General features: G+C 70.4%; 18 protein-coding genes and 2 tRNA genes. 11 read left to right on the forward strand and 9 right to left on the reverse strand.

The annotated features are described in order from the left end of the window. Window positions 1-46 precede the first annotated feature (46 nt). Window positions 47-1,876 (forward strand): putative bifunctional diguanylate cyclase/phosphodiesterase, encoded by a 1,830-nt coding sequence (locus tag OO70_RS47185; RefSeq protein WP_043686756.1) that lies wholly within the window; start codon window positions 47-49, stop codon window positions 1,874-1,876. Here the strand turns inward: OO70_RS47185 and OO70_RS47190 are convergent. The 3 genes from OO70_RS47190 to OO70_RS47200 form a co-directional block, all read right to left on the reverse strand. Then, on the reverse strand, window positions 1,864-2,985 hold the full coding sequence (locus tag OO70_RS47190) for an LLM class flavin-dependent oxidoreductase (RefSeq protein WP_199827541.1): 1,122 nt from the start codon (window positions 2,983-2,985) through the stop codon (window positions 1,864-1,866). The two genes, OO70_RS47185 and OO70_RS47190, sit on opposite strands and share 13 nt — an antisense overlap. 91 nt (window positions 2,986-3,076) lie before the next feature. Next, window positions 3,077-3,811, reverse strand: a complete 735-nt coding sequence (locus OO70_RS47195; protein ID WP_043686759.1) for a maleate cis-trans isomerase family protein — start codon at window positions 3,809-3,811, stop codon at window positions 3,077-3,079. After that, a complete protein-coding gene (locus OO70_RS47200; protein WP_043686761.1) occupies window positions 3,808-4,593 on the reverse strand; it encodes a maleate cis-trans isomerase family protein in 786 nt (261 codons plus the stop codon). The genes OO70_RS47195 and OO70_RS47200 overlap by 4 nt, the downstream gene beginning before the upstream one ends. 147 nt (window positions 4,594-4,740) lie before the next feature. Between OO70_RS47200 and OO70_RS47205 the strand changes: the two genes are divergently transcribed. Together OO70_RS47205 and OO70_RS47210 are read left to right on the forward strand one after the other, a co-directional pair. Beyond that, entirely contained in the window at window positions 4,741-5,703 is a 963-nt protein-coding gene (locus tag OO70_RS47205) for a D-2-hydroxyacid dehydrogenase (RefSeq protein WP_043686764.1), read from the forward strand. A gap of 22 nt (window positions 5,704-5,725) precedes the next feature. Next, a complete protein-coding gene (locus OO70_RS47210) occupies window positions 5,726-7,114 on the forward strand; it encodes an amidase (protein ID WP_043686766.1) in 1,389 nt (462 codons plus the stop codon). Here the strand turns inward: OO70_RS47210 and OO70_RS47215 are convergent. Next, window positions 7,111-7,605: a DUF3830 family protein gene (locus OO70_RS47215; protein WP_043686769.1), complete on the reverse strand. Its 495-nt coding sequence runs from the start codon at window positions 7,603-7,605 to the stop codon at window positions 7,111-7,113. The genes OO70_RS47210 and OO70_RS47215 overlap by 4 nt on opposite strands. Before the next feature lie 47 nt (window positions 7,606-7,652). On the opposite strand from OO70_RS47215, the gene ehuB reads away from it, so the two are divergent. The 6 genes from ehuB to OO70_RS47245 all read left to right on the forward strand — a co-directional run bounded on the left by ehuB (window position 7,653) and on the right by OO70_RS47245 (window position 11,848). Beyond that, entirely contained in the window at window positions 7,653-8,570 is a 918-nt protein-coding gene (gene ehuB, locus OO70_RS47220) for an ectoine/hydroxyectoine ABC transporter substrate-binding protein EhuB (RefSeq protein ID WP_043686771.1), read from the forward strand. Further along, entirely contained in the window at window positions 8,567-9,274 is a 708-nt protein-coding gene (gene ehuC / locus OO70_RS47225; RefSeq protein WP_043686774.1) for an ectoine/hydroxyectoine ABC transporter permease subunit EhuC, read from the forward strand. Before ehuB ends, ehuC begins: the two co-directional genes overlap by 4 nt. After that, a complete protein-coding gene (gene ehuD / locus OO70_RS47230) occupies window positions 9,271-9,921 on the forward strand; it encodes an ectoine/hydroxyectoine ABC transporter permease subunit EhuD (RefSeq protein WP_043686777.1) in 651 nt (216 codons plus the stop codon). The genes ehuC and ehuD overlap by 4 nt, the downstream gene beginning before the upstream one ends. Then, window positions 9,911-10,708, forward strand: a complete 798-nt coding sequence (ehuA, locus tag OO70_RS47235; RefSeq protein WP_043686779.1) for an ectoine/hydroxyectoine ABC transporter ATP-binding protein EhuA — start codon at window positions 9,911-9,913, stop codon at window positions 10,706-10,708. Before ehuD ends, ehuA begins: the two co-directional genes overlap by 11 nt. Window positions 10,709-10,928: 220 nt before the next feature. Then, window positions 10,929-11,687 (forward strand): IclR family transcriptional regulator, encoded by a 759-nt coding sequence (locus OO70_RS47240; protein WP_043686781.1) that lies wholly within the window; start codon window positions 10,929-10,931, stop codon window positions 11,685-11,687. Between the two features lie 87 nt (window positions 11,688-11,774). Continuing rightward, window positions 11,775-11,848: transfer RNA gene (locus OO70_RS47245), tRNA-Lys, on the forward strand. A 107-nt stretch (window positions 11,849-11,955) separates the two neighbouring features. Here OO70_RS47245 and OO70_RS47250 read toward each other — a convergent pair. The 5 genes from OO70_RS47250 to OO70_RS47270 form a co-directional block, all read right to left on the reverse strand. Further along, window positions 11,956-13,581 (reverse strand): AMP-binding protein, encoded by a 1,626-nt coding sequence (locus OO70_RS47250; protein ID WP_043686783.1) that lies wholly within the window; start codon window positions 13,579-13,581, stop codon window positions 11,956-11,958. 39 nt (window positions 13,582-13,620) lie between these two features. After that, window positions 13,621-14,085 carry a DUF3592 domain-containing protein gene (locus tag OO70_RS47255; RefSeq protein ID WP_043686785.1) on the reverse strand — a complete coding sequence of 155 codons (465 nt, stop codon included), beginning with the start codon at window positions 14,083-14,085 and terminating at the stop codon, window positions 13,621-13,623. A 76-nt stretch (window positions 14,086-14,161) separates the two neighbouring features. Beyond that, window positions 14,162-14,770, reverse strand: a complete 609-nt coding sequence (locus OO70_RS47260; RefSeq protein ID WP_043686788.1) for a lytic polysaccharide monooxygenase auxiliary activity family 9 protein — start codon at window positions 14,768-14,770, stop codon at window positions 14,162-14,164. Between the two features lie 97 nt (window positions 14,771-14,867). Further along, entirely contained in the window at window positions 14,868-16,004 is a 1,137-nt protein-coding gene (locus tag OO70_RS47265; protein ID WP_043686791.1) for an SPFH domain-containing protein, read from the reverse strand. A gap of 114 nt (window positions 16,005-16,118) precedes the next feature. Beyond that, on the reverse strand, window positions 16,119-17,474 hold the full coding sequence (locus OO70_RS47270; protein WP_043686794.1) for a peptidoglycan-binding protein: 1,356 nt from the start codon (window positions 17,472-17,474) through the stop codon (window positions 16,119-16,121). A 177-nt stretch (window positions 17,475-17,651) separates the two neighbouring features. Between OO70_RS47270 and OO70_RS47275 the strand changes: the two genes are divergently transcribed. Together OO70_RS47275 and OO70_RS47280 are read left to right on the forward strand one after the other, a co-directional pair. Continuing rightward, window positions 17,652-17,725: transfer RNA gene (locus OO70_RS47275), tRNA-Lys, on the forward strand. Between the two features lie 121 nt (window positions 17,726-17,846). Continuing rightward, window positions 17,847-18,560 carry a FadR/GntR family transcriptional regulator gene (locus tag OO70_RS47280; RefSeq protein WP_043686797.1) on the forward strand — a complete coding sequence of 238 codons (714 nt, stop codon included), beginning with the start codon at window positions 17,847-17,849 and terminating at the stop codon, window positions 18,558-18,560. Window positions 18,561-18,611 lie beyond the last annotated feature (51 nt).

An 18,611-nucleotide genomic window follows, 5' to 3' on the forward strand; every position in this document is an offset into this window, starting at 1 on the left:
CCCGACGAGACCCATCCGAAGATCGAGTGCACTGCGGGAGCGAGCGGTGAGCGGAACGTCCGAAGGGCCGGCGCCCGCGGCAGACCTCATCCGGCCGGCCGTAACAGAGAGTAGCGCCGAGGCATCGCCTCGTACCGAGTCGTCCGAGGGCGGCCGACTCGGGTCCGCCTTCTCCGCGGCCCCCCTCGCCATGGCCGTCGTGGACCGTGACGGTCTGGTCGTCAGCGCGAACGACACGTTCGGTGCGCTGCTCGGCAAGGGGGGTGCCGCGCTCACCGGGCTGGTCGCGGCCGATCTGGTGGACCTGAAGGCGGACGCGCGCACCTGGCACGCCTATCGCGAGGTGCTGCGCGGCCGGCAGGCCAAGCTGAGCTGCACCCGCCGGGTCAAGCACCCCGACGGGCAGGTGCTGTGGGCGCAGGTGACCGTGGCGCCACTGCCGACGGAGGAACACGGTGTGCTGCTGTCACTCACCGACATCAGTGCCCGCCGTGAACTCCAGGCGCGGCTACGGCACTTGGAGATGCACGACCCGGTGACCCGGCTGCCCAACCGCACCCTGTTCTTCGAGCGGCTGTCGGCCGCGCTGGAGGCGGAGTCGTACGAGCAGGGCGGCACCGGGCGGATCGGCCTGTGCTATCTGGATCTGGACGGCTTCAAGGCGGTCAACGACACGCTCGGGCACCGGGTCGGCGACCGGCTGCTCGCCGCCGTGGCCGAGCGGCTGACGCGGTGTGCGGACGAGGCGGGGTACGCCCGGGCCACGTCCCCGCTGGTGGCGCGGCTGGGCGGGGACGAGTTCGCGCTGCTCGTCGAGGACTCGACCGGCACCGATCAACTGGCCGATCTCGCCGAGTCGGTGCTGAAGGCGTTGCAGGCGCCGTTCAACCTGTCCGGGCAGCGGCTGTCGCTGTCGGCGTCGATCGGTGTGGTCGAGCGACAGGCGGCCGGTACGACGGCGACCGGTCTGATGCAGGCCGCCGACACGACGCTGTACTGGGCGAAGGCCGACGGCAAGTCCCGCTGGACGCTGTTCGATCCGGAGCGCAACGCGCACCGCATGACCCGCCAGGCGCTCGCCTCCACGCTCCGCCCGGCCATCGAGCGGGGTGAATTCGCCCTGGAGTACCAGCCGTTGGTGGGGATGGAGAACGGACGGCTGCGCGGGGTCGAGGCGTTGGTGCGCTGGAACCACCCGCAGTTCGGCATGCTGACGCCGAATCGGTTCATCGGACTGGCCGAGGAGGACGGCTCGATCGTGCAGCTCGGCCGCTGGGTCCTGGTCACCGCCTGCCGCCAGGCCCGCCGTTGGCAGCTGGACCACCCGGACGAGCCGCCGATCTTCGTGAGCGTCAACGTGGCCGTACGCCAGGTGTGGGACTCGGACCTGGTCGCGGACGTGGCGCAGACCCTCGCCGAGACCGGACTCGCCCCGCATCTGCTGCAGTTGGAGCTGACCGAGTCCGCGGTGATGGGCTCGGCGGGCCGGCCGTTGCAGGCCCTCCAGGCGCTCAGCGACATGGGCGTGCACATCGCCATCGACGACTTCGGCACCGGTTACTCGAACCTGGCGTACCTGAGCCGACTCCCGGTCTCCGTCCTGAAGTTGGACGGCTCCTTCGTACGGGGGTTCCAGTACGAAGGGGAGGGCGTCCCGCCGAACCCGGCCGACGAGGTCATCGTCGAGGCGATGATCCAACTCGCCCACCGGCTGGGCCTGTCGGTGACCGCCGAGTGCGTGGAGACCTCGGCGCAGGCGGCCCGGCTGCGGCGGATCGGCTGCGACACCGGACAGGGGTGGCTGTACTCCCGTCCGGTGGCGCCGGATCGTATCTCCGAGTTGCTGGGGACGAAGGCCTGCAATCAGGCTTCCTGATCGACCGTCAATCCGTAGGCGTCGGCGATCAGTTCGTACGAGCGCAGGCGCAGGTCGCCGTTGTGGGCGTGGGACGTGAGCATCAACTCGTCGGCGCCGGTGCGCTTCTGGAGGTCGTCGAGGCCGTCGCGGACCTGGTCGGCGGTGCCGTGGATGACGTTGGCGTTCCAGGAGGTGATGAACTCCCGCTCCATGGGGCTGAATTCGTACGCCTCGGCCTCTTCGGGGGTGGGCACGAGGCCGGGGCGGCCGGTGCGCAGCCGGACCATGTTGAGGGCGGCGGCCAGCACCTGGCGGCGGGCTTCCTTCTCGTCGTCGGTGGCGAGGGCGGAGACACCGATCAGGGCGTACGGCGCGTCGAGCACCGCGCTCGGCCGGAAGGACTCGCGGTAGAGGTCGAGCGCCGGGATGGTGTTCTGCGCCGAGAAGTGGTGCGCGAAGGCGAAGGGCAGGCCGAGCATGCCGGCGAGGCGGGCGCTGAAGCCGGAGGAGCCGAGGAGCCAGATCGGCGGGCGGTGCGGGGACTGGACGCCGCCGGGCGAGGTCGACTGGATCGGTCCGGGGACCGCGTGGATACGGGCGTAGGGGTGGCCGTCCGGGAAGTCGTCGTCCAAGAAGCGGGTCAGCTCGGCCAGTTGCTCGGGGAAGTCGTCGGCGCCTTCGTTGAGGCGTTCGGTCCGGCGCAGGGCCGCCGCGGTGGCGCCGTCCGTGCCGGGGGCGCGGCCGAGGCCGAGGTCGACGCGGTTCGGGGCGAGTGCCTCCAGGGTGCCGAACTGCTCCGCGATGACGAGCGGCGCGTGGTTCGGGAGCATGACGCCGCCCGAGCCGAGGCGGATGCGGTCCGTGTGGGCGGCGAGGTGCGCCAGGATCACGGCGGGCGAGGAGGAGGCCACGCCCGGCATCGAGTGGTGCTCGGCGACCCAGTAGCGGTGGAAACCGCGCGACTCGGCGAGCTTGGCGATCTTCACGCTGGTGCCGAGCGCCTCCGTGGCGGTGCGGCCGGCGCCCACGGTCACCAGGTCCAGTACGGAGAGGGGGACGGGGGCGGTGCCCAGTGCCGTACCCCTGATCTCGTCGGTCGTACCCCGGATCTCGTCGTCTGCCGCCACGGTGGGTGCCTCCTGTTGTGAGCTGTGCGGTGTCCTTCCCGGCGTAACAGGAGGCTGTCTCCGCTTTATTCCCGGAACCGGGCCGGACGGCTCAGCCGACCTGCACGAGGGGCTCCTTCGTGAACAGCGCGCCCAGCTGCGGCGCGTTGACCTTGCGGTCCGCCAGTCGCAGGGCCTCCCAGACCGTGACCTGGTTGGCGGTGAGGACCGGCTTGCCCAGTTCCTTCTCCAGGTCCGTGAGGTGGGCGGCCGTGTGCAGGGCCGTGTCGGGGAGGAGGATCGCCTCGATGTCCGGGCCGTCCACCGACCGGGCCAGGGCGAGCACCTCGTCGTAGCCCCAGGTGCCGACCTCCGCCGCGGTGATGACGCCGGAGGCGCGCACCACGGCCGGTTCCACTCCCCCGGCGCGCAGGAAGTCCGCGAAGAGCGCCGCCACGTCGTCCGGATACGTCGCGCCTACGGCCACCCGGCGCACCCCCAGCTCCTTCGCCGCGTACACGAAGGCGAAGGACGTCGACGACGCCGGCAGGCCCGCCGCCCGGGCCAGGGCGCGGACCTGGTCGTGGGCGCCCTCCCAGCCGTGGACGAAGCTGCCGCTGGTGCACGCCCAGACGACGGCCTCGGCGCCGGACAGGCGGAGCTGTTCGACGCCTGCCGTGAGCCGCTCGGGGGAGCCCATCTCCAGGAGCGCGTCGACGCGGTGCGCGTCCTCGCCGATGTCCGTGTGGACGAGGTCGAGGCGGACGTCGCTGCCGAGGAGCTGTTCGATGCGCGGGTAGTCGTCCTCGGCGGAGTGGCCCGGGTAGAGGAATCCGAGTGCGGTCATGACCAGCCTTCCTGGTGTTCTTCCGGCAGTACCGGCCCTTGGCGGCGCGCGGATTCGTCCAGCAGCGCCTGATAGGGGCCCACGGCACGCGTACCCAGTCGGCGGAGAGCTGCCCACATCGTGACCTGGTTGGCCGATATCACCGGTATGCGCAGTTCTGCCTCCAGCTGGGGGATCACGTCGTACGTCGGAAGGTTGGTGCAGCTGATGAAGAGCGCGTCGGCCGCGCCGCGGGCGGCCTGGCGGGCCATGTCGACGACGTCCCGGTACGGCACCTTCCAGATGTGCCGGGTCAGGCCCATGAAGGCGCGGCCGGTGACCTCGACGCCGGCCTCGGCGAGGTAGTCCTCCAGGGACTGGGTGACGGACACCGTGTACGGCGTGACCAGGGCGATCCGGCGGGCGCCCAGCTCGGTGAGGGCGGCGAGGAGGGCGCCCGAGGTGGTCAGGGACGGGACCTCGCCGGCCCGGGTCATCGCCTCGCACATCGCGCGCTCCCCGGCGATCCCGCCGACGAAGCTCCCGGAGGTGCAGGCGTACGCGACGACCTCGGGGGCGATCGCGTTCAGCGTGCGGACCGCGTCGTGCAGGGTCTCGTGCTCGCTGACCAGGCGGGCCAGGTCGAGGCTCACCTCGACGGGCACGAACGGCGTCCGCGTGAGGTGCAGCGAGATGTCGTCCGGGACCCAGCGCCACAGCTCGCGGTCCAGCGCGAAGTCGAAGGGGGCGACGACACCGACACCGCGCTGCGGGCGGGGTCCGCCCAGGAAGGAAACATGCATGGCTGCACCGGCCTCACCAAGAGAAACGGGGTGACAACGGTCCGTGCGGGCGTCCGTGTTGACGAAGGTAGGTTCGAGTGCGAGCGTGGTCAATCCGCGCATGTCAGACGGCCGCACCCGGTTGTTTCCCGCGAGAAACGGCTCCGCATGACCGCAACTCCCGCCGCCCTGCCCACCGTTCTCGTCCTGGACGCCGACCCGCTCCCCCGCCTCGGGAAGCTCACCGGGCGGGTACGGATCGCCCACGCCGACGAGTCGACGCTCGCGGATCAACTGCCCTCCGCCGACGTCCTGTTGGTGTGGGACTTCACCTCGCACGCGGTACGCGCCGCCTGGCCCGGTGAGGGCCCGCGCCCCCGCTGGGTACACACCGCCAGCGCGGGCGTGGACCACCTGATGTGCCCCGAACTCGCCGACTCCGACACGGTGGTGACGAACGCGCGCGGCGTCTTCGACCAGCCGATCGCCGAGTACGTCGCCGCCCTCGTCCTCGCGATGGCCAAGGATCTGCCGAGGACGCTGGACCTCCAGCGGGAGCGGACCTGGCGGCACCGCGAGGCACAGCGGGTGGCCGGAACCCGCGCGTGCGTGGTCGGCTCCGGACCGATAGGGCGGGCAATCGTCCGTACCCTCAAGGCACTTGGCGTGACGACCGCGCTCGTCGGCCGCACCCCGCGCACCGGCATCCACGGCCCCGGCGAACTCGACCGGCTGATGGCCCGCGCCGACTGGGTGATCTCGGCGGCACCGCTCACCGACGACACGCGCGGCATGTTCGACGCCCGCCGCTTCGGCTGCATGCAGCCTTCGGCACGCTTCATCAACGTGGGCCGGGGCCAACTCGTCGTGGAGAACGCGCTCGCGGAGGCCCTCACCAAGCACTGGATCGCGGGCGCCGCCCTGGACGTCTTCGAGGCCGAACCCCTCACCCCCGACAGCCCGTTGTGGCACGTACCGGGGCTGATCGTCTCCCCGCACATGAGCGGCGACACGGTCGGCTGGCGGGACGAACTCGGCGCGCAGTTCGTGGCGGCGTACGAGAGATGGGAGGCGGGCAAGCCGCTGCCGAACGTGGTCGACAAGAAGCGCGGGTACGTACCAGGGCACTGAACTCCCCACTCTGGAGGGCCGGATGACGACCGAACTCACCGAGCTGACCGCCGTGGAACTCCTCGACGGCTACCGCAGAAGGGAGTTCGGTCCCGTGGAGGCGACCCGCGCGACCCTGGAACGGGCGGAGGAGATCCAGCCCGCCGTGAACGCGTTCGTACGGCTCGACGCGGAGGGTGCGTTGGCGAGGGCGGCCGAGTCGGCGGAGCGCTGGCGACGCGGGGAGCCGGCCGGGCTGCTGGACGGGGTACCGGTCACCGTCAAGGACATCCTGCTCCAGCGCGGCACCCCCACCCTGCGCGGCTCCAGGACTATTGCCGAGCAGGGCAGTTGGGACGAGGACGCGCCCTCCGTCGCCCGGCTGCGCGAGCACGGCGCGGTGTTCCTCGGCAAGACGACGACCCCGGAGTTCGGTTGGAAGGGTGTCACGGACTCCCCGCTGTCCGGCATCACCCGCAACCCGCACGACCCGGCGCGCACGGCGGGTGGTTCAAGTGGCGGCAGCGCGGCGGCCATTGCCCTGGGCGCGGGCCCGTTGTCGCTCGGCACGGACGGCGGCGGCAGCGTCCGAATCCCCGCGTCCTTCTGCGGGATCTTCGGACTGAAGCCGACGTACGGCAGGGTCCCCGTGTATCCCGCGAGCGCGTTCGGCACGCTGTCGCACGTCGGCCCGATGACCCGGGACGCGGCGGACGCGGCGCTGATGCTGGACGTGATCGGCGTACCGGACGCCCGCGACTGGTCAGGCCTCGACCGCCCGCCCATCTCGTTCACGGAGGGGCTCACGAAAGGCGTGCGGGGTCTGCGGATCGCGTACTCCCTCTCCCTCGGCGGGCAGGTCGCGGTGCGTCCGGCGGTCGCGGCGGCAGTACGGCGGGGTGTGGAGCGGCTGGCCGCACTCGGCGCGTACGTCGAGGAGACTGACCCCGACTTCACGGACCCGGTGGACGCCTTTCACACCCTGTGGTTCAGCGGGGCGGCCCGGGTGACCCAGAAACTGGCGCCGCAGCAAAGGGAGTTGCTCGATCCCGGGCTGCGGGAGATCTGCGCGACGGGGGCGGGTTTCTCGGCCCTGGACTACTTGGCGGCGGTGGACGTCCGCATGGAACTCGGCCGTCGTATGGGCCTGTTCCACGAGCGCTACGACCTCCTGGTCACGCCGACCCTCCCGATCACCGCGTTCGAGGCGGGAGTTGAGGTGCCCAAAGGCGCCGGGCACCGCCGCTGGACCGGCTGGACCCCGTTCACGTACCCCTTCAACCTGACCCAGCAGCCCGCCGCCACCGTCCCGGTGGGGAGCGACGGGGACGGGCTGCCGATCGGGATGCAGATCGTGGGGGCGCGCTATCGGGACGACCTGGTGCTGCGGGCGGCGCACGCGCTGGACGAGGCCGTCCCGCCGACGGCCTAGACCCGCCGGAAGCTGAGCGTCTCCCCCGCCGCCCCCGACCGCCACAGGTCGTTGCACGCCTCCGCCATCTCCGCCAGCCCCTCGACCACCTCGCCCCAGACGATCCCCGGCACCCAGCCCACATCGCCGTTGAGCAGCAGGTTGTTGCGTTCGTAGAACAGGGCCAGGTCGACGACCGTCGTGCCGGGGCCGACCTCGCGGTCGTAGCCGTAGGCCTTCGTGCCGAGTTCGGTGCCGGCGAAGGCGAAATAGCAGAGGTCGCCCGGTATGGGAGTGACCGTGGGGTTCTCCAGCAGGGGTTCCGTTTCCGCGAAGGGCGGGAAAAGGGCGTAGATCTCGTTGCGGGCGTACTTGGCGTGGTAGACGTCGCCGGCGAGCGGGAGTGCGTTCCAGATGGCCGCGCAGGTCAGGGGCGCGCGGTCTACCAGCAGTTTTGCCCGGCAGTGGACGTTCCGCTTTGCGAGTGAGACCTCGATGAAGTGATCCGTCATGCCTTCCAGGGTGCATAACCCGGATGCGGTCGGGTAGCTGCGCGCCCATGGCTCCACCACATGGGAACGACAGACACACATCCGGTCACACGCCGGGTCACACCCGTCGGGCAGTGCTCGCCGGGGTGGCGGCGGCCGGTGCGCTGGGCGCGGCCGGCTGCAGCCGTGTGGCCACCGTGTCGACCACGAGCGGCGGTGATCTCCTCGGCCGGCTGAAGGCGCAGGGCGTCGTACGGCTGGGAATAGCGGGTGAGATCCCGTTCGGATACATCGACAAGGACGGTCAACTGACCGGTGAGGCACCGGAGTTGGCGAAGGCGGTCTTCAAGCGGCTCGGCGTCGACAAGGTGCAGCCCGTGCCCACCGAGTTCGGCTCGCTCATCCCGGGGCTGAACTCGCAGCAGTTCGACGTCGTGGCCGCCGGGATGTACGTGACCCCGGAACGCTGTGAGCAGGTCGTCTTCGCCGATCCGGACTACCAGGTGCTCGACGCGTTCGTCGTCCGCAAGGGCAATCCGAAGGGGCTGCACGACTACAAGGACGTCGTCACGAAGAAGGCGAAGTTCGCCACCGGCACCGGGTACGCGCAGATCCAGCACGCCGTCGACGCCGGGTACAAGCAGGGCGACATCCTGATCGTGCCGGACCAGGTCGCCGGGCTGAACGCCGTGGAAGCAGGGCGAGTTGACGTCTTTGCCGGCACGGCGCTCACCACCCGCGCCGTCGTGCAGAAGTCGGCGAAGGCGGAGTCGACCCGGCCCTTCGCGCCGCTCGTCGACGGGAAACCGCGGATCGACGGGGGCGCGTTCGCGTTCCGGCCGACCGAGACGAAGCTGCGCGACGCCTTCAACGTCGAGCTGCAACGGCTCAAGAAGAGCGGGGAGTTGTTCCGCATCCTGCGGCCCTTCGGGTTCACCAGGGCCGAGATGACGGACCTCACCGCGAAGGAGCTCTGCGGCGGATGACCTCAGGACTCTGGGAACTCGTCATCGAGGGGATCTGGACCACCGTCCAACTCCTCGCCCTCAGCGCACTGTTGGCGACCGCCGTGTCGTTCGTCGTCGGCATCGCCCGTACCCATCGGCTGTGGATCGTCCGCTTCCTCGCGGGTTTCTACACCGAGGTGTTTCGCGGCACCTCCGCCCTCGTCATGATCTTCTGGGTGTTCTTCGTGCTGCCGGTCGCCTTCGGCTGGCAGCTGGTCCCGCTGTGGGCGGGCACGCTCGCGCTCGGCCTGACCTACGGGGCGTACGGCTCGGAGATCGTGCGCGGGGCGCTGAGCGCGGTCGACCCGGCGCAGCAGGAGAGTGGTGTCGCGCTGAGCTTCACGCCCTGGCAGCGGATGCGACTGATCCTGCTGCCGCAGGCGGTGCCGGAGATGATCCCGTCCTTCTGCAACCTGCTGGTCGAACTGCTCAAGGGCACCGCCCTGGTGTCGGTCATGGGCATGGGTGATCTGACCTTCAGCGCCAACCTGGTGCGGCTCGCGCTGCAGCAGAGCGCGGAGATCTACACGTACGTCCTGCTGATCTACTTCGTGATCGCCTTCACCCTCACCCGGCTGATGCGCGGACTGGAGAAGAAGCTGAAGGCCGGGATCGGCAAGGGGCCCGCGAGCACCGAGTCCCAGCGGGTCCGGGCCGTGGGTGTCGGAGGTGGGGTCTCGTGACCTGGGACTGGAACGCCGTGAGCGACTTCATGCCGTACTTCTGGGACGGCCTGGTGGTCAGTCTTCAGGCGCTGCTCTTCGGGTCGCTGATCTCGTTCGGGCTGGGGCTGGTGTGGGCGCTGCTGATGCGGACCCCATCTCGCTGGGTGCGCTGGCCGGTGGGGGTGGTCACCGAGTTCGTACGGGACACCCCGCTGCTGGTGCAGCTGTTCTTCCTCTTCTATGTGCTGCCGGAGTGGGGGCTGACCTTCTCCGCCCTGACCACCGGTGTCTTCGCGATCGGGCTGCACTACTCGACGTACACGATGCAGGTCTACCGCGCGGGTATCGAGGCGGTGCCCGTCGGCCAGTGGGAGGCGGCGACCGCGCTGAACCTGCCGGTGCGCCGGACCTGGACCGCGGTGATCCTGCCGCAGGCGATCCGCCGGGTGGTCCCGGCGCTGGGCAACTACGTGATCGCGATGCTCAAGGACACCCCGATCCTGATGGCGATCACCGTGCTGGAGCTGCTGGGGCAGGCCCGGCTCTTCTCGCAGCAGCACTTCCAGTTCACCGAGCCCATCACCGTGATCGGGGTGGCCTTCATCGTCATCTCCTACCCCGCCTCCCTGCTGATCCGAGCCCTGGAGCGACGCCTTGTCCGCTGACACGCCCCTGACGAAGGACCTCGACGCCCACGCCAACCCGCCGGTGGACGGCAGCGAGCTGATCCGCCTGGACCACGTCACCAAGCGCTTCGGGTCCAACACCGTGCTCGACGACCTCGACTTCTCCGTGGAGTCCGGCAAGCACGTCACCCTGATCGGGCCCTCCGGGTCGGGCAAGACCACGATCCTGCGGCTGCTGATGACCCTGACCGAGCCGGACGAGGGGACGATCACCGTCGACGGGGAGCGGCTGTACCCCGCGCCGGAGAAGCAGGTCCGGGAGATCCGCAAGAAGATCGGGATGGTGTTCCAGCAGTTCAACCTGTTCCCGAACATGACCGTGCTGCGCAACATCACCGAGGCACCGGTCACCGTCCTGGGCATGCCCAGGGACGAAGCGGAGGCGCGCGCCCTGGAGTTGCTCGGCCTGGTCGGCCTCGCCGACAAGGCCGGCGCCCGCCCGACCCAGCTCTCCGGCGGCCAGCAGCAGCGCGTCGCGATCGCGCGGGCGCTGGCGATGCGGCCGCGGGTGCTGCTCCTGGACGAGGTGACGTCCGCGCTGGACCCGGAGCTGGTCGCGGGCGTGCTCGACGTGCTCCGGGACATCGCCCGCACCACCGACATCACCATGCTCTGTGTGACCCACGAGATGAATTTCGCCCGGGACATTTCCGACCAGGTTCTGATGTTCGACTCCGGAAAGGTCATCGAATCGGGCCCGCCGGAGCGGATCTTCGGCGATCCGGAACATCAGCGCACCCGGGAATTTCTCGGCGCGATTCTTTGACAATTATTCAACTACGGCAAGTGAACGATCGAACACCCAAGGTCCACGTCACGTGGCATTCCTATGGCATATGCCATTAGGCCCGCGCCGCAGCTGGGAGGGCATCAAGGGGGCCACAATCTCGCCAACAGCCGCTCCACATCGGCCGTTTGCCGGTTATCGTGGAGAGGATTCGCTGTCCGGTATCACGGCCCAAAAAGCGAGCGCAGGGAGAAACACCGTGGCGCTGATGCACGAGCCGACCGCTCCCCACCATTCGGCACAGGACGCGCTGCGCGTCCTGGAGACAGTGTCAGCCCACTCCACCGGTGTCACCGACACCGAACTCGCCCGCCTCACCGGCGTCGGCACCGAGCGCCTCACCGCACTCCTGCGGATGCTCCGCCGCGAGGGCTACGTCGAGCAGCTCACCGACGGCGCCTACGTCACCGGCGAGGCACTGAGCCGCCTCGGCTCCGCGGTCGGCCGCGAGCTGGCGGTGCGCGAACAGATCCAGCGGACCCTCGACCGGCTGCGCGACTCCCTGGGCGCGGCGGTCTACGTCAGCCGGTACGTCGACGGCGAGGTCACGATCACCCAGTACGCGGCCGGGCCCACCGCGCCCGCGGTCAACGAGTGGGTCGACTTCCGCGTCTCCGCGCACGCCACCGCGGTCGGCAAGAGCCTGCTGGGCCAGCTCGACCACAACGGCCGCCGCGACCACCTCTCCCGGCACAAGATGGCCCGCCTCACCTCGCGCACCATCACCAGCGACAAGCTGCTTCTCAACCGCCTTGAGAGCCAGCCGCCGACCGTCCCCCACCTCGACCTCCAGGAGTACGCGGTGGGCACGGTCTGCGCGGCCGTCCCGATCACGGCCGGTTCCTCGGTGGGCTGCCTGGCCCTCTCCCTCCCGGTCGAGCACGCCCACCGCCTCCGCCAAGCGGCGGACACGTTGAACCGCGGGGCGGGTCCCGTGCTGCTGTCTCTCGCGATCTAGCACGTGGTTCGGAGCACCCTCCCGGACCAGGTAGTATTTTCTCGTCGCCCTCCGCGAGACACCGATCCAGCGGAAGGCGTGAGGCATGCGCCGCTAGCTCAGTTGGTTAGAGCAGCTGACTCTTAATCAGCGGGTCCGGGGTTCGAGTCCCTGGCGGCGCACGATGACGATGGCGGCTTGTGTTCGCAGAAAGCGCGAACACAAGCCGCCATCGTCGTGTCTGCGCGGCTTCGCCGCGCGTTGTGGGGGCTCCGCCACCCACACCCCCTCAAACGGGGCCCCTCGTTCCGACGAGGGGCCCTTCGGCGTCCTCGGGGGTCAGGCGTCGGTAGACCGTCTCCCCCGGTGGCCGCCACCACACCGGATCGGCGCACCGGACGCCCTCGCGCCGCAGCCCCGCCCGGTGGATCTTGTTGGTCGCCGTCACCGGCATCCGCTGCACCACCCGTACGAACCGTGGCGCCATCTTCGTCCCGAGGTCCGGCTGGGCCAGCAGGAACTCCGCGAAGCCGAGGGGGTCGAAGTCGCCGGCGATCGTCGCCATGACCTGGTCGCCAGTCACCGGGTCCGGTACCGCGTACACCGCCACCGCGTCGGCGCCCTCGTAGCGGGCGACGATGTTCTCGATCATCGCGGCGGCCAGGTTCTCGCTGTCGACGCGGAGGCGGTCGTCGGTGCGGCCGGCGAAGTAGAGGTAGCCGTCGGTGTCGCGGTAGAAGAGGTCGCCGGTCCAGTACCAGCCCTCACGGCGGCGCTCGGCGTCCGCCTCGGGGTTGCGCCAGTAGCCCTCGAAGGGGTTGGCACCGCGGTTCACCAACTCCCCTATCGCCGCTTCCCCGTTGAGCAGCCGGCCGGCCGAGTCGAAGTCCGCGGGCGGGCACTCCGCACACGTCTCCGGATCTAGTACGGCGAGACCGGGCGCCGCCCGCCCGACCGCCCCGGCCGGTGTCCCCGGCGACCACTGCACCGCCGCCCCGCCCTCCGAGGACCCGTACCCCTCGACCAGCCGCACCCCGAACCGCCGCTCGAACGCCGCCGCGTCCACCGCCCCCGCCTCCGTGCCGAAGCCCATGCGCAGCGGGTTGTCCCGGTCGTCGGCGCGTTCGCCGGTGGCCAGGATGTACTGCACGGCACGGCCGACGTAGGTGAAGTACGTGGCCCCGCAGGTCCTTACGTCGTCCAGGAAGCGTGAGGCGGAGAACCTGCGGCGCAGCGCCACCCCGGCCCCGGCCGCCAGCGCCGGTGCCCAGTCGGCGATCACCGCGTTGCCGTGGAACATCGGCATGCAGATGTAGTGCACGTCGTCCGGGAGGACCCCGAAGCTGTCGACCAGTGAGCGCCCGGCGGCGGCGAGGCGGCCCTGGGTGCAGATCGCGGCCTTCGGGGCGCCGGTGGAACCGGAGGTGAAGTAGAGCAGGATGCGGTCGTCGGGGGTGGCGTGGGCGAAGGCGGAAGGGTGCGCGTCCGCGTACGGGGCGAGCAGGTCGTCGTAGGACTGAGTGTCTGTCACCAGGAGTCGTACGCCGGGGAGTTGGAGGTCGTCGAGGAGGGGGAGGTGGGTGCGTTCGGTGACGAGGACCCGGCACTCGGTGTGCAGGATGTCGCGGGCCAGTTCGGGGCCTCGGCGGGTGGGGTTGATACCGGCGACGGCCGCGCCCGCGAGGGCCGCCGCGCTCAACCACAGGGGATATTCAGGGGTGTTGTCGAGCAGCACGCCGACATGAGGTGCGGTGCCTCGTGGTAACAGGTCGGTCAGCAGGGCCGCCCTGGCCGCGGCGCCGGCCGCCACCTCGTGGTGGGTGAGCACCTGCTGCTCGCACCACAGCCCGGGGCGGTGGTCGCCCCACCGCGCCTGCACGAGTTCCGCGACGGTCGTACGCCTCCTGGACTCCATGGAGGCGCACGGTAGTTGACGTACCGTCAGATGTGGAGGCTACGGAAAGAAGTCGTCCGTCACCCTGAAGATCTCGTGGGCCACGACGATGAAGAGGAGGCAGAAGGTGACGAACACGCCGAGGAACGCCAGCACGCAGCCCGTCCCCGCCGCGAGCTTCCCGCGGGCCGGGGCGTGGGCGGTGGCCCGCTCGGGATTGTCCGCCGCATAGTGCACGGTGACGATGTCGCCCTCCAGGGTCGTCCCGGGCCCGTTCCGCTCCTCGAAGCGGACGGTCCGGCCCTCGCGTGTCGTGAACTCGTAGACGTGGTGCAGTGACGTCGACACCATGGTGTCGCCGGCGCCGCCGCTGGTCGTCGTGTACGTCCGCAGACAGCGGGCCTCGGCCGTGAGCCCGCTACTCCAGGCGCTGTTGACCGCCCGCGACCGGCGGATCACCGTGATCGCGCCGAACACCGCCAGGGCGATCATCAGGAGTGGTGCGAGGTAGAACAGTGCTTCCATGGTGTCCCCCGAGGTCAGATGCCGCTTGGTGGAGGGAACCTACCCCCGGGGGATGCCGTACCGCCTCAAGCAATGCTCAGAAAGTGACGTCCGAGCAGGAGTAGAACGCGTTGGTCGTGTCCGCGATCGTCCACACCGCCACGATCACGTGGTGGCCGGTCAGGCCGGACGGGAGGGTGCCGGTGTGCGAGATGGTGGACGACGAGGGGCGCGTGCCGTTGTAGGGGACGGTGAGGAACGGGGTGGTGTTGAGGTCCGAGCGGGCCAGGTTGTGGGTCTGGTTCCAACCCGCCTTGGTGACGTAGTACTTGAAGTCCGTCGTCGCGTGGATCGCCGTGAACTGCCAGCGGAACGTGTACGACTGACCACCCGTCACCTTTGTCGTCGGCCAGGCGGCGCCCGACGGGGCCTTCGGTGCGCTGAGTTGGGCGAAGCGGCTGATCCCGCCGTTGCAGATCTGGCCGTCGGCGGGGCCTGCCGCCGGGAAGCCCTTGGGGCCTTCGACGCTCTGCGGCTCGTACTGGATGTCGCCGCAGTTGGTCACCGTGCCGTTGGCACAGAGCTTCTGCCTGCTGATGGGGAGGTCGGTGTAGCCGTGGCTGCTCGCGGCCCCGGACGAGAGCACGATGGCCCCGGCCATGGTGAGCCCGAGCACGCCCGCGTACCACTTGGTCTTTTTGCGCATGCTGCCGCTCCTGGAGAACGTGTGGGGAGTTCCGTGAGCCGTGCAGGTCTAGACCAAGTCCCAGATTATTGCCCTTACTTGACCGTGTCCATACCGCTCACGGCGCGGCTTCTCCCCGTCCCGAGCAGAACGCGACCGTCAAGTCCTTCACCAGTACCTTGCGTTCGTAGTCGTCCAGCTCCACCAACCCCCGCATGGTCAGCCGCGTCACCGTGTCCTCCACGGAGTCGACCACCGACGTGAGCATCGTCGCCCGCTGCTGCGCGTCCAGCGTGGCGATACGGCGGCGGGTCATCGCCGCGGCGACCTCCGGGGCGTACTCGACGCGCACCGGCCGCACCGAGAACACCTCGATGCCGACCGGCGCCGAGTCCGCCGCGACCAGCCGGGACAGCGCGTCGACCGCCAGGTCGGCCGCGCCCTTCGCGCCGCCGCCCGGCAGCTCCACCGGCACCCGGGCCAGCGCCGCCTCCACGCACTCGCGCAGATACGTCTCGTGGTCCTCGACCCCGAGCGTGGCCCGCGCGGTGTCCCGCACCCGCCACACCACGAGGACGACGACCCGCAGCGCGACCCCGTTCGCGTCCGCCGCCGGCATCGGCTCACTGCGCCAGTGCCGCAGCCGTACGTCGACGCGACGGCGCAGCAGCAGCGGGTTGACCCACATCAGCCCGGTGCGCCGCACGGTCCCCCGGTACCGGCCGAACAGACCGAGCACCCAGGCCCGTCCGGTACGGCCCCGGGCCAGCCCGCCGAAGCCGAACAGCCCGAGCGCGCCGGCCCCGGCGTACGCGGCCCACTGCGCGGGGCCGAGTCCGGCACCGGCGTAGAACGGCAGTCGTAGGGCCTCGGTCGCGAGCGGGGGCAGGACGCCCGCCCACCACGAGGTGGCGAGGCAGCCGGCCAGTCCGCAGGTGCCGGCGAGCACGCCCGCCGTGCCGGGCAGCACCCGGGCCGGCCGCTCCACCAGGTCGGGGTCGACCTCCGGGGCCGGGCGCGGCTTGGCCGGGACCGGGCGGCGGAAGCGGGGCTGCTCACCGGTGCCCTGCCGACGCGCCACGACGGCGGGCCTGAGCGGGACCGACACCGGGTCGGGGTCGTCGCGGAACAGCAGGTGGACGGGGATCTCGGTGGTCGCCTCGTTCTGGATGAGCCGCGCGGGACGGGTCTGTCCCTCGGGCGGCCCCACGGGCTCTTCGTTCTCGGGCGTCTGTGAAGTGGTCGTCGTACTCACGGTTGCCTCCAGCCTCCGCGCCAGATGCGTCACAACGGGTGGGGATGAGCGGGGTGATGAGCGGGGTGATGAGCGGGGTGATGAGCGGGGTGATGAGCGGGGTGATGAGCGGGGTTACGAGAAGAGCCGGCGCCAGGTCTCCGGGCCCGGGTAGCCGTCCGCCGCGCCGCCCCGCCAGCCCTGGGCGCGCTGGAAGGCCTCGACGTTGCGGCGGTCCGGCTCGCCCCAGCGGGGTCCCGGACCGGTCGTGTAGTACTTGCCGAAGCCCTTCTTGACCAGTTGCTTTCCGAGCTCGGTGACGTACTTGTTGGTCGCGCCGGGGCGGAACATGCCCCGGCCCGGGTAGCCGGGGACGCCGTGCGAGGCGGGGGCGGGCGGGCCCGCCGCTCCCACGACCGTGCCGCCGATGCTCTTGCCCTTGCCGGTGACGAGCAGTTCCCAGGTCAGCGGTCCCGGCAGGCCGTCCGCGTCCGCGCCGGTCCAGCCCTGGGCCAGCTGGAACGCCTGGGTGGCCCGGCGGTCCGCGTCCGACCAGACCGGGCCGGGACCCGCGGTGTAGTAGGCGCCCGCACCCCGGGCGACGAGCATCGTGCCGAGCTGGGTGACGTACTTGTTGTTGGCGCCGGGGCCGAAAGACGCCGCTCCCGGATACACCGTCTTCGGCGTGACCGCGCCGGCCGGGGTCACCGGAGGCAGCGGGTCGGCCGTCGGGGGCAGTTCCGCCGCGCTCTGGGTCAGGCCCTTGTAGCGGTAGGGGAGGTAGTTGTCCGAGTGGCTCCAGTACGCGTACGGCGTGGACTGGCGGCGGGCGTGCGAGGGGGTCTCCTCCAGGGCGATGTAGTAGGTGTGCGTGTAGTCGGCCCAGCCGCCGAAAATGACGACGTGCGAGCCTTTCTCGGGGTTCGCGAGATTGTGGAACAGCAGAATGTCGCCGGGCTGCAGTTCCTCCTTGGAAATACGCACCCCGTACTGGTCGAGACTGCCGGTCCATTCGTTCCCCGGCAGACCCCAGGCCATCGACACGAACCCCGAACAGTCCTGCCGGTAACCGTCGGACCAGTACTCGTTCATGCTGTACGGCACCTGCGCCGCGATCCATGTCTTGGCCCGGTTGATGATCTCGGCGCGGGTGGTCGCGGGCGCCTTGAGCGCACCGGCCGGCTTCGCCGGTTTCCCGCTCGGGCCGTGCAGCGGGGCCTTGCTCCCCTGCGGGGTGGCGGGCTCGTCACCCGTGTCACCTGCGGGGACGCCGGGGCGGGCCGGAGCGTACGGGGCGGCCGCGGCCGGCAGGGCGTGCCCGGCGGCGAGGGCGGCGGACGCGGCGGCCGCCACGACGAGGACCCGCTGGGTCGTGGGGTGACCGCCGGTGCGGCCAGTCGGGGAATGGGGCAGTACGCGCCGCCAGTAAGCACATCCGGGGCAGTCGCAATCGCTCGCGGGATCGAATTCCTCGAATACCGGAGTCTCCATGCGATGCCCCTCACACTCCAGGTGGAAATATCCGCGCTCGTGCACGTCCGCCAGTTTCTCAACTGTCTTCCGGACTCGCATGTTGACGGTCCGAATGATGTACAAGCCCGTTCCGCGCTCCCGGGCCGGTGGTCGGGAGCACCCCTCCGCGTCCGGTAGAGTTGTGCAGGTCAGCAGGCGCCGCTAGCTCAGTTGGTTAGAGCAGCTGACTCTTAATCAGCGGGTCCGGGGTTCGAGTCCCTGGCGGCGCACAGACAGCAAGGCCCTCCGCAGCGCGGAGGGCCTTTTGCGTGGGCGTGTGATCCGCGGGGGCGGAACATCCGTGCGGGCGGAACACAGCTCTCCCCCCGTTTGGCCGGATACCCTCTGGCCATGGCAGCCCGTGACCTGCAGGAGCGGATCAAGAAGCTCATCCTCGACCGTCGGCTGCCCTCCGGGGCCCCGCTGCCGACCGAGCCCGAGCTGATGGTGTTCCTCGGCGCGAGCCGGAACTCGGTGCGAGAGGCGCTCAAGGCGCTGCAGGCGATGGGGATCGTCGAGATCCGGCACGGGTTCGGGACGTACGTCGGCCCGATGTCGCTCGCGCCGATGGTCGAGGGGCTCGCGTTCCGTACCGTCGTCGGGCACTACCGGGGCGAGGACAGTCTGCTCCAGCTGCTCGAACTGCGGGAGGCGGTGGAGTCGGGGCTCGTCGCCCGGCTCGCGGGACGGCTGCCCGAGCGGGACCTCGTCGAACTGGACGCGCTGGTGGGCCGGATGGAGCAGGAGGCCGCCGAGGGCGTCGGGCTCGCGGCCACCGACCGCGCCTTTCACGCCACCCTGTACCGGGGACTGGACAACGCGCTGCTCAGCGAGGTCCTGGAAGCCTTCTGGGACGCCTTCCACCGCGTCCACACCGATCTCGCGACCGGCCCGCAGGACCCCGAGGTCACCTGCCGCCAGCACCGGGAGATCCTCGACGCGGTCCGGTCCGGGGATGCGAAACGTGCCGAGAGCGCCATACGGAAACACTTCGACAACGTGCGCACAAGGTTGTCCACAACGGCTCCACATGATCCCCACAGGCGCCCCAATGAACGCGTATGACCGGTAAACAGCGCGTTTCGTGTCTTGCGATCAAGCTGAGCACCGTAGAAC

The organism is Streptomyces xylophagus, assembly GCF_000716435.1.
Taxonomy (GTDB): Bacteria; Actinomycetota; Actinomycetes; order Streptomycetales; family Streptomycetaceae; genus Streptomyces; species Streptomyces xylophagus.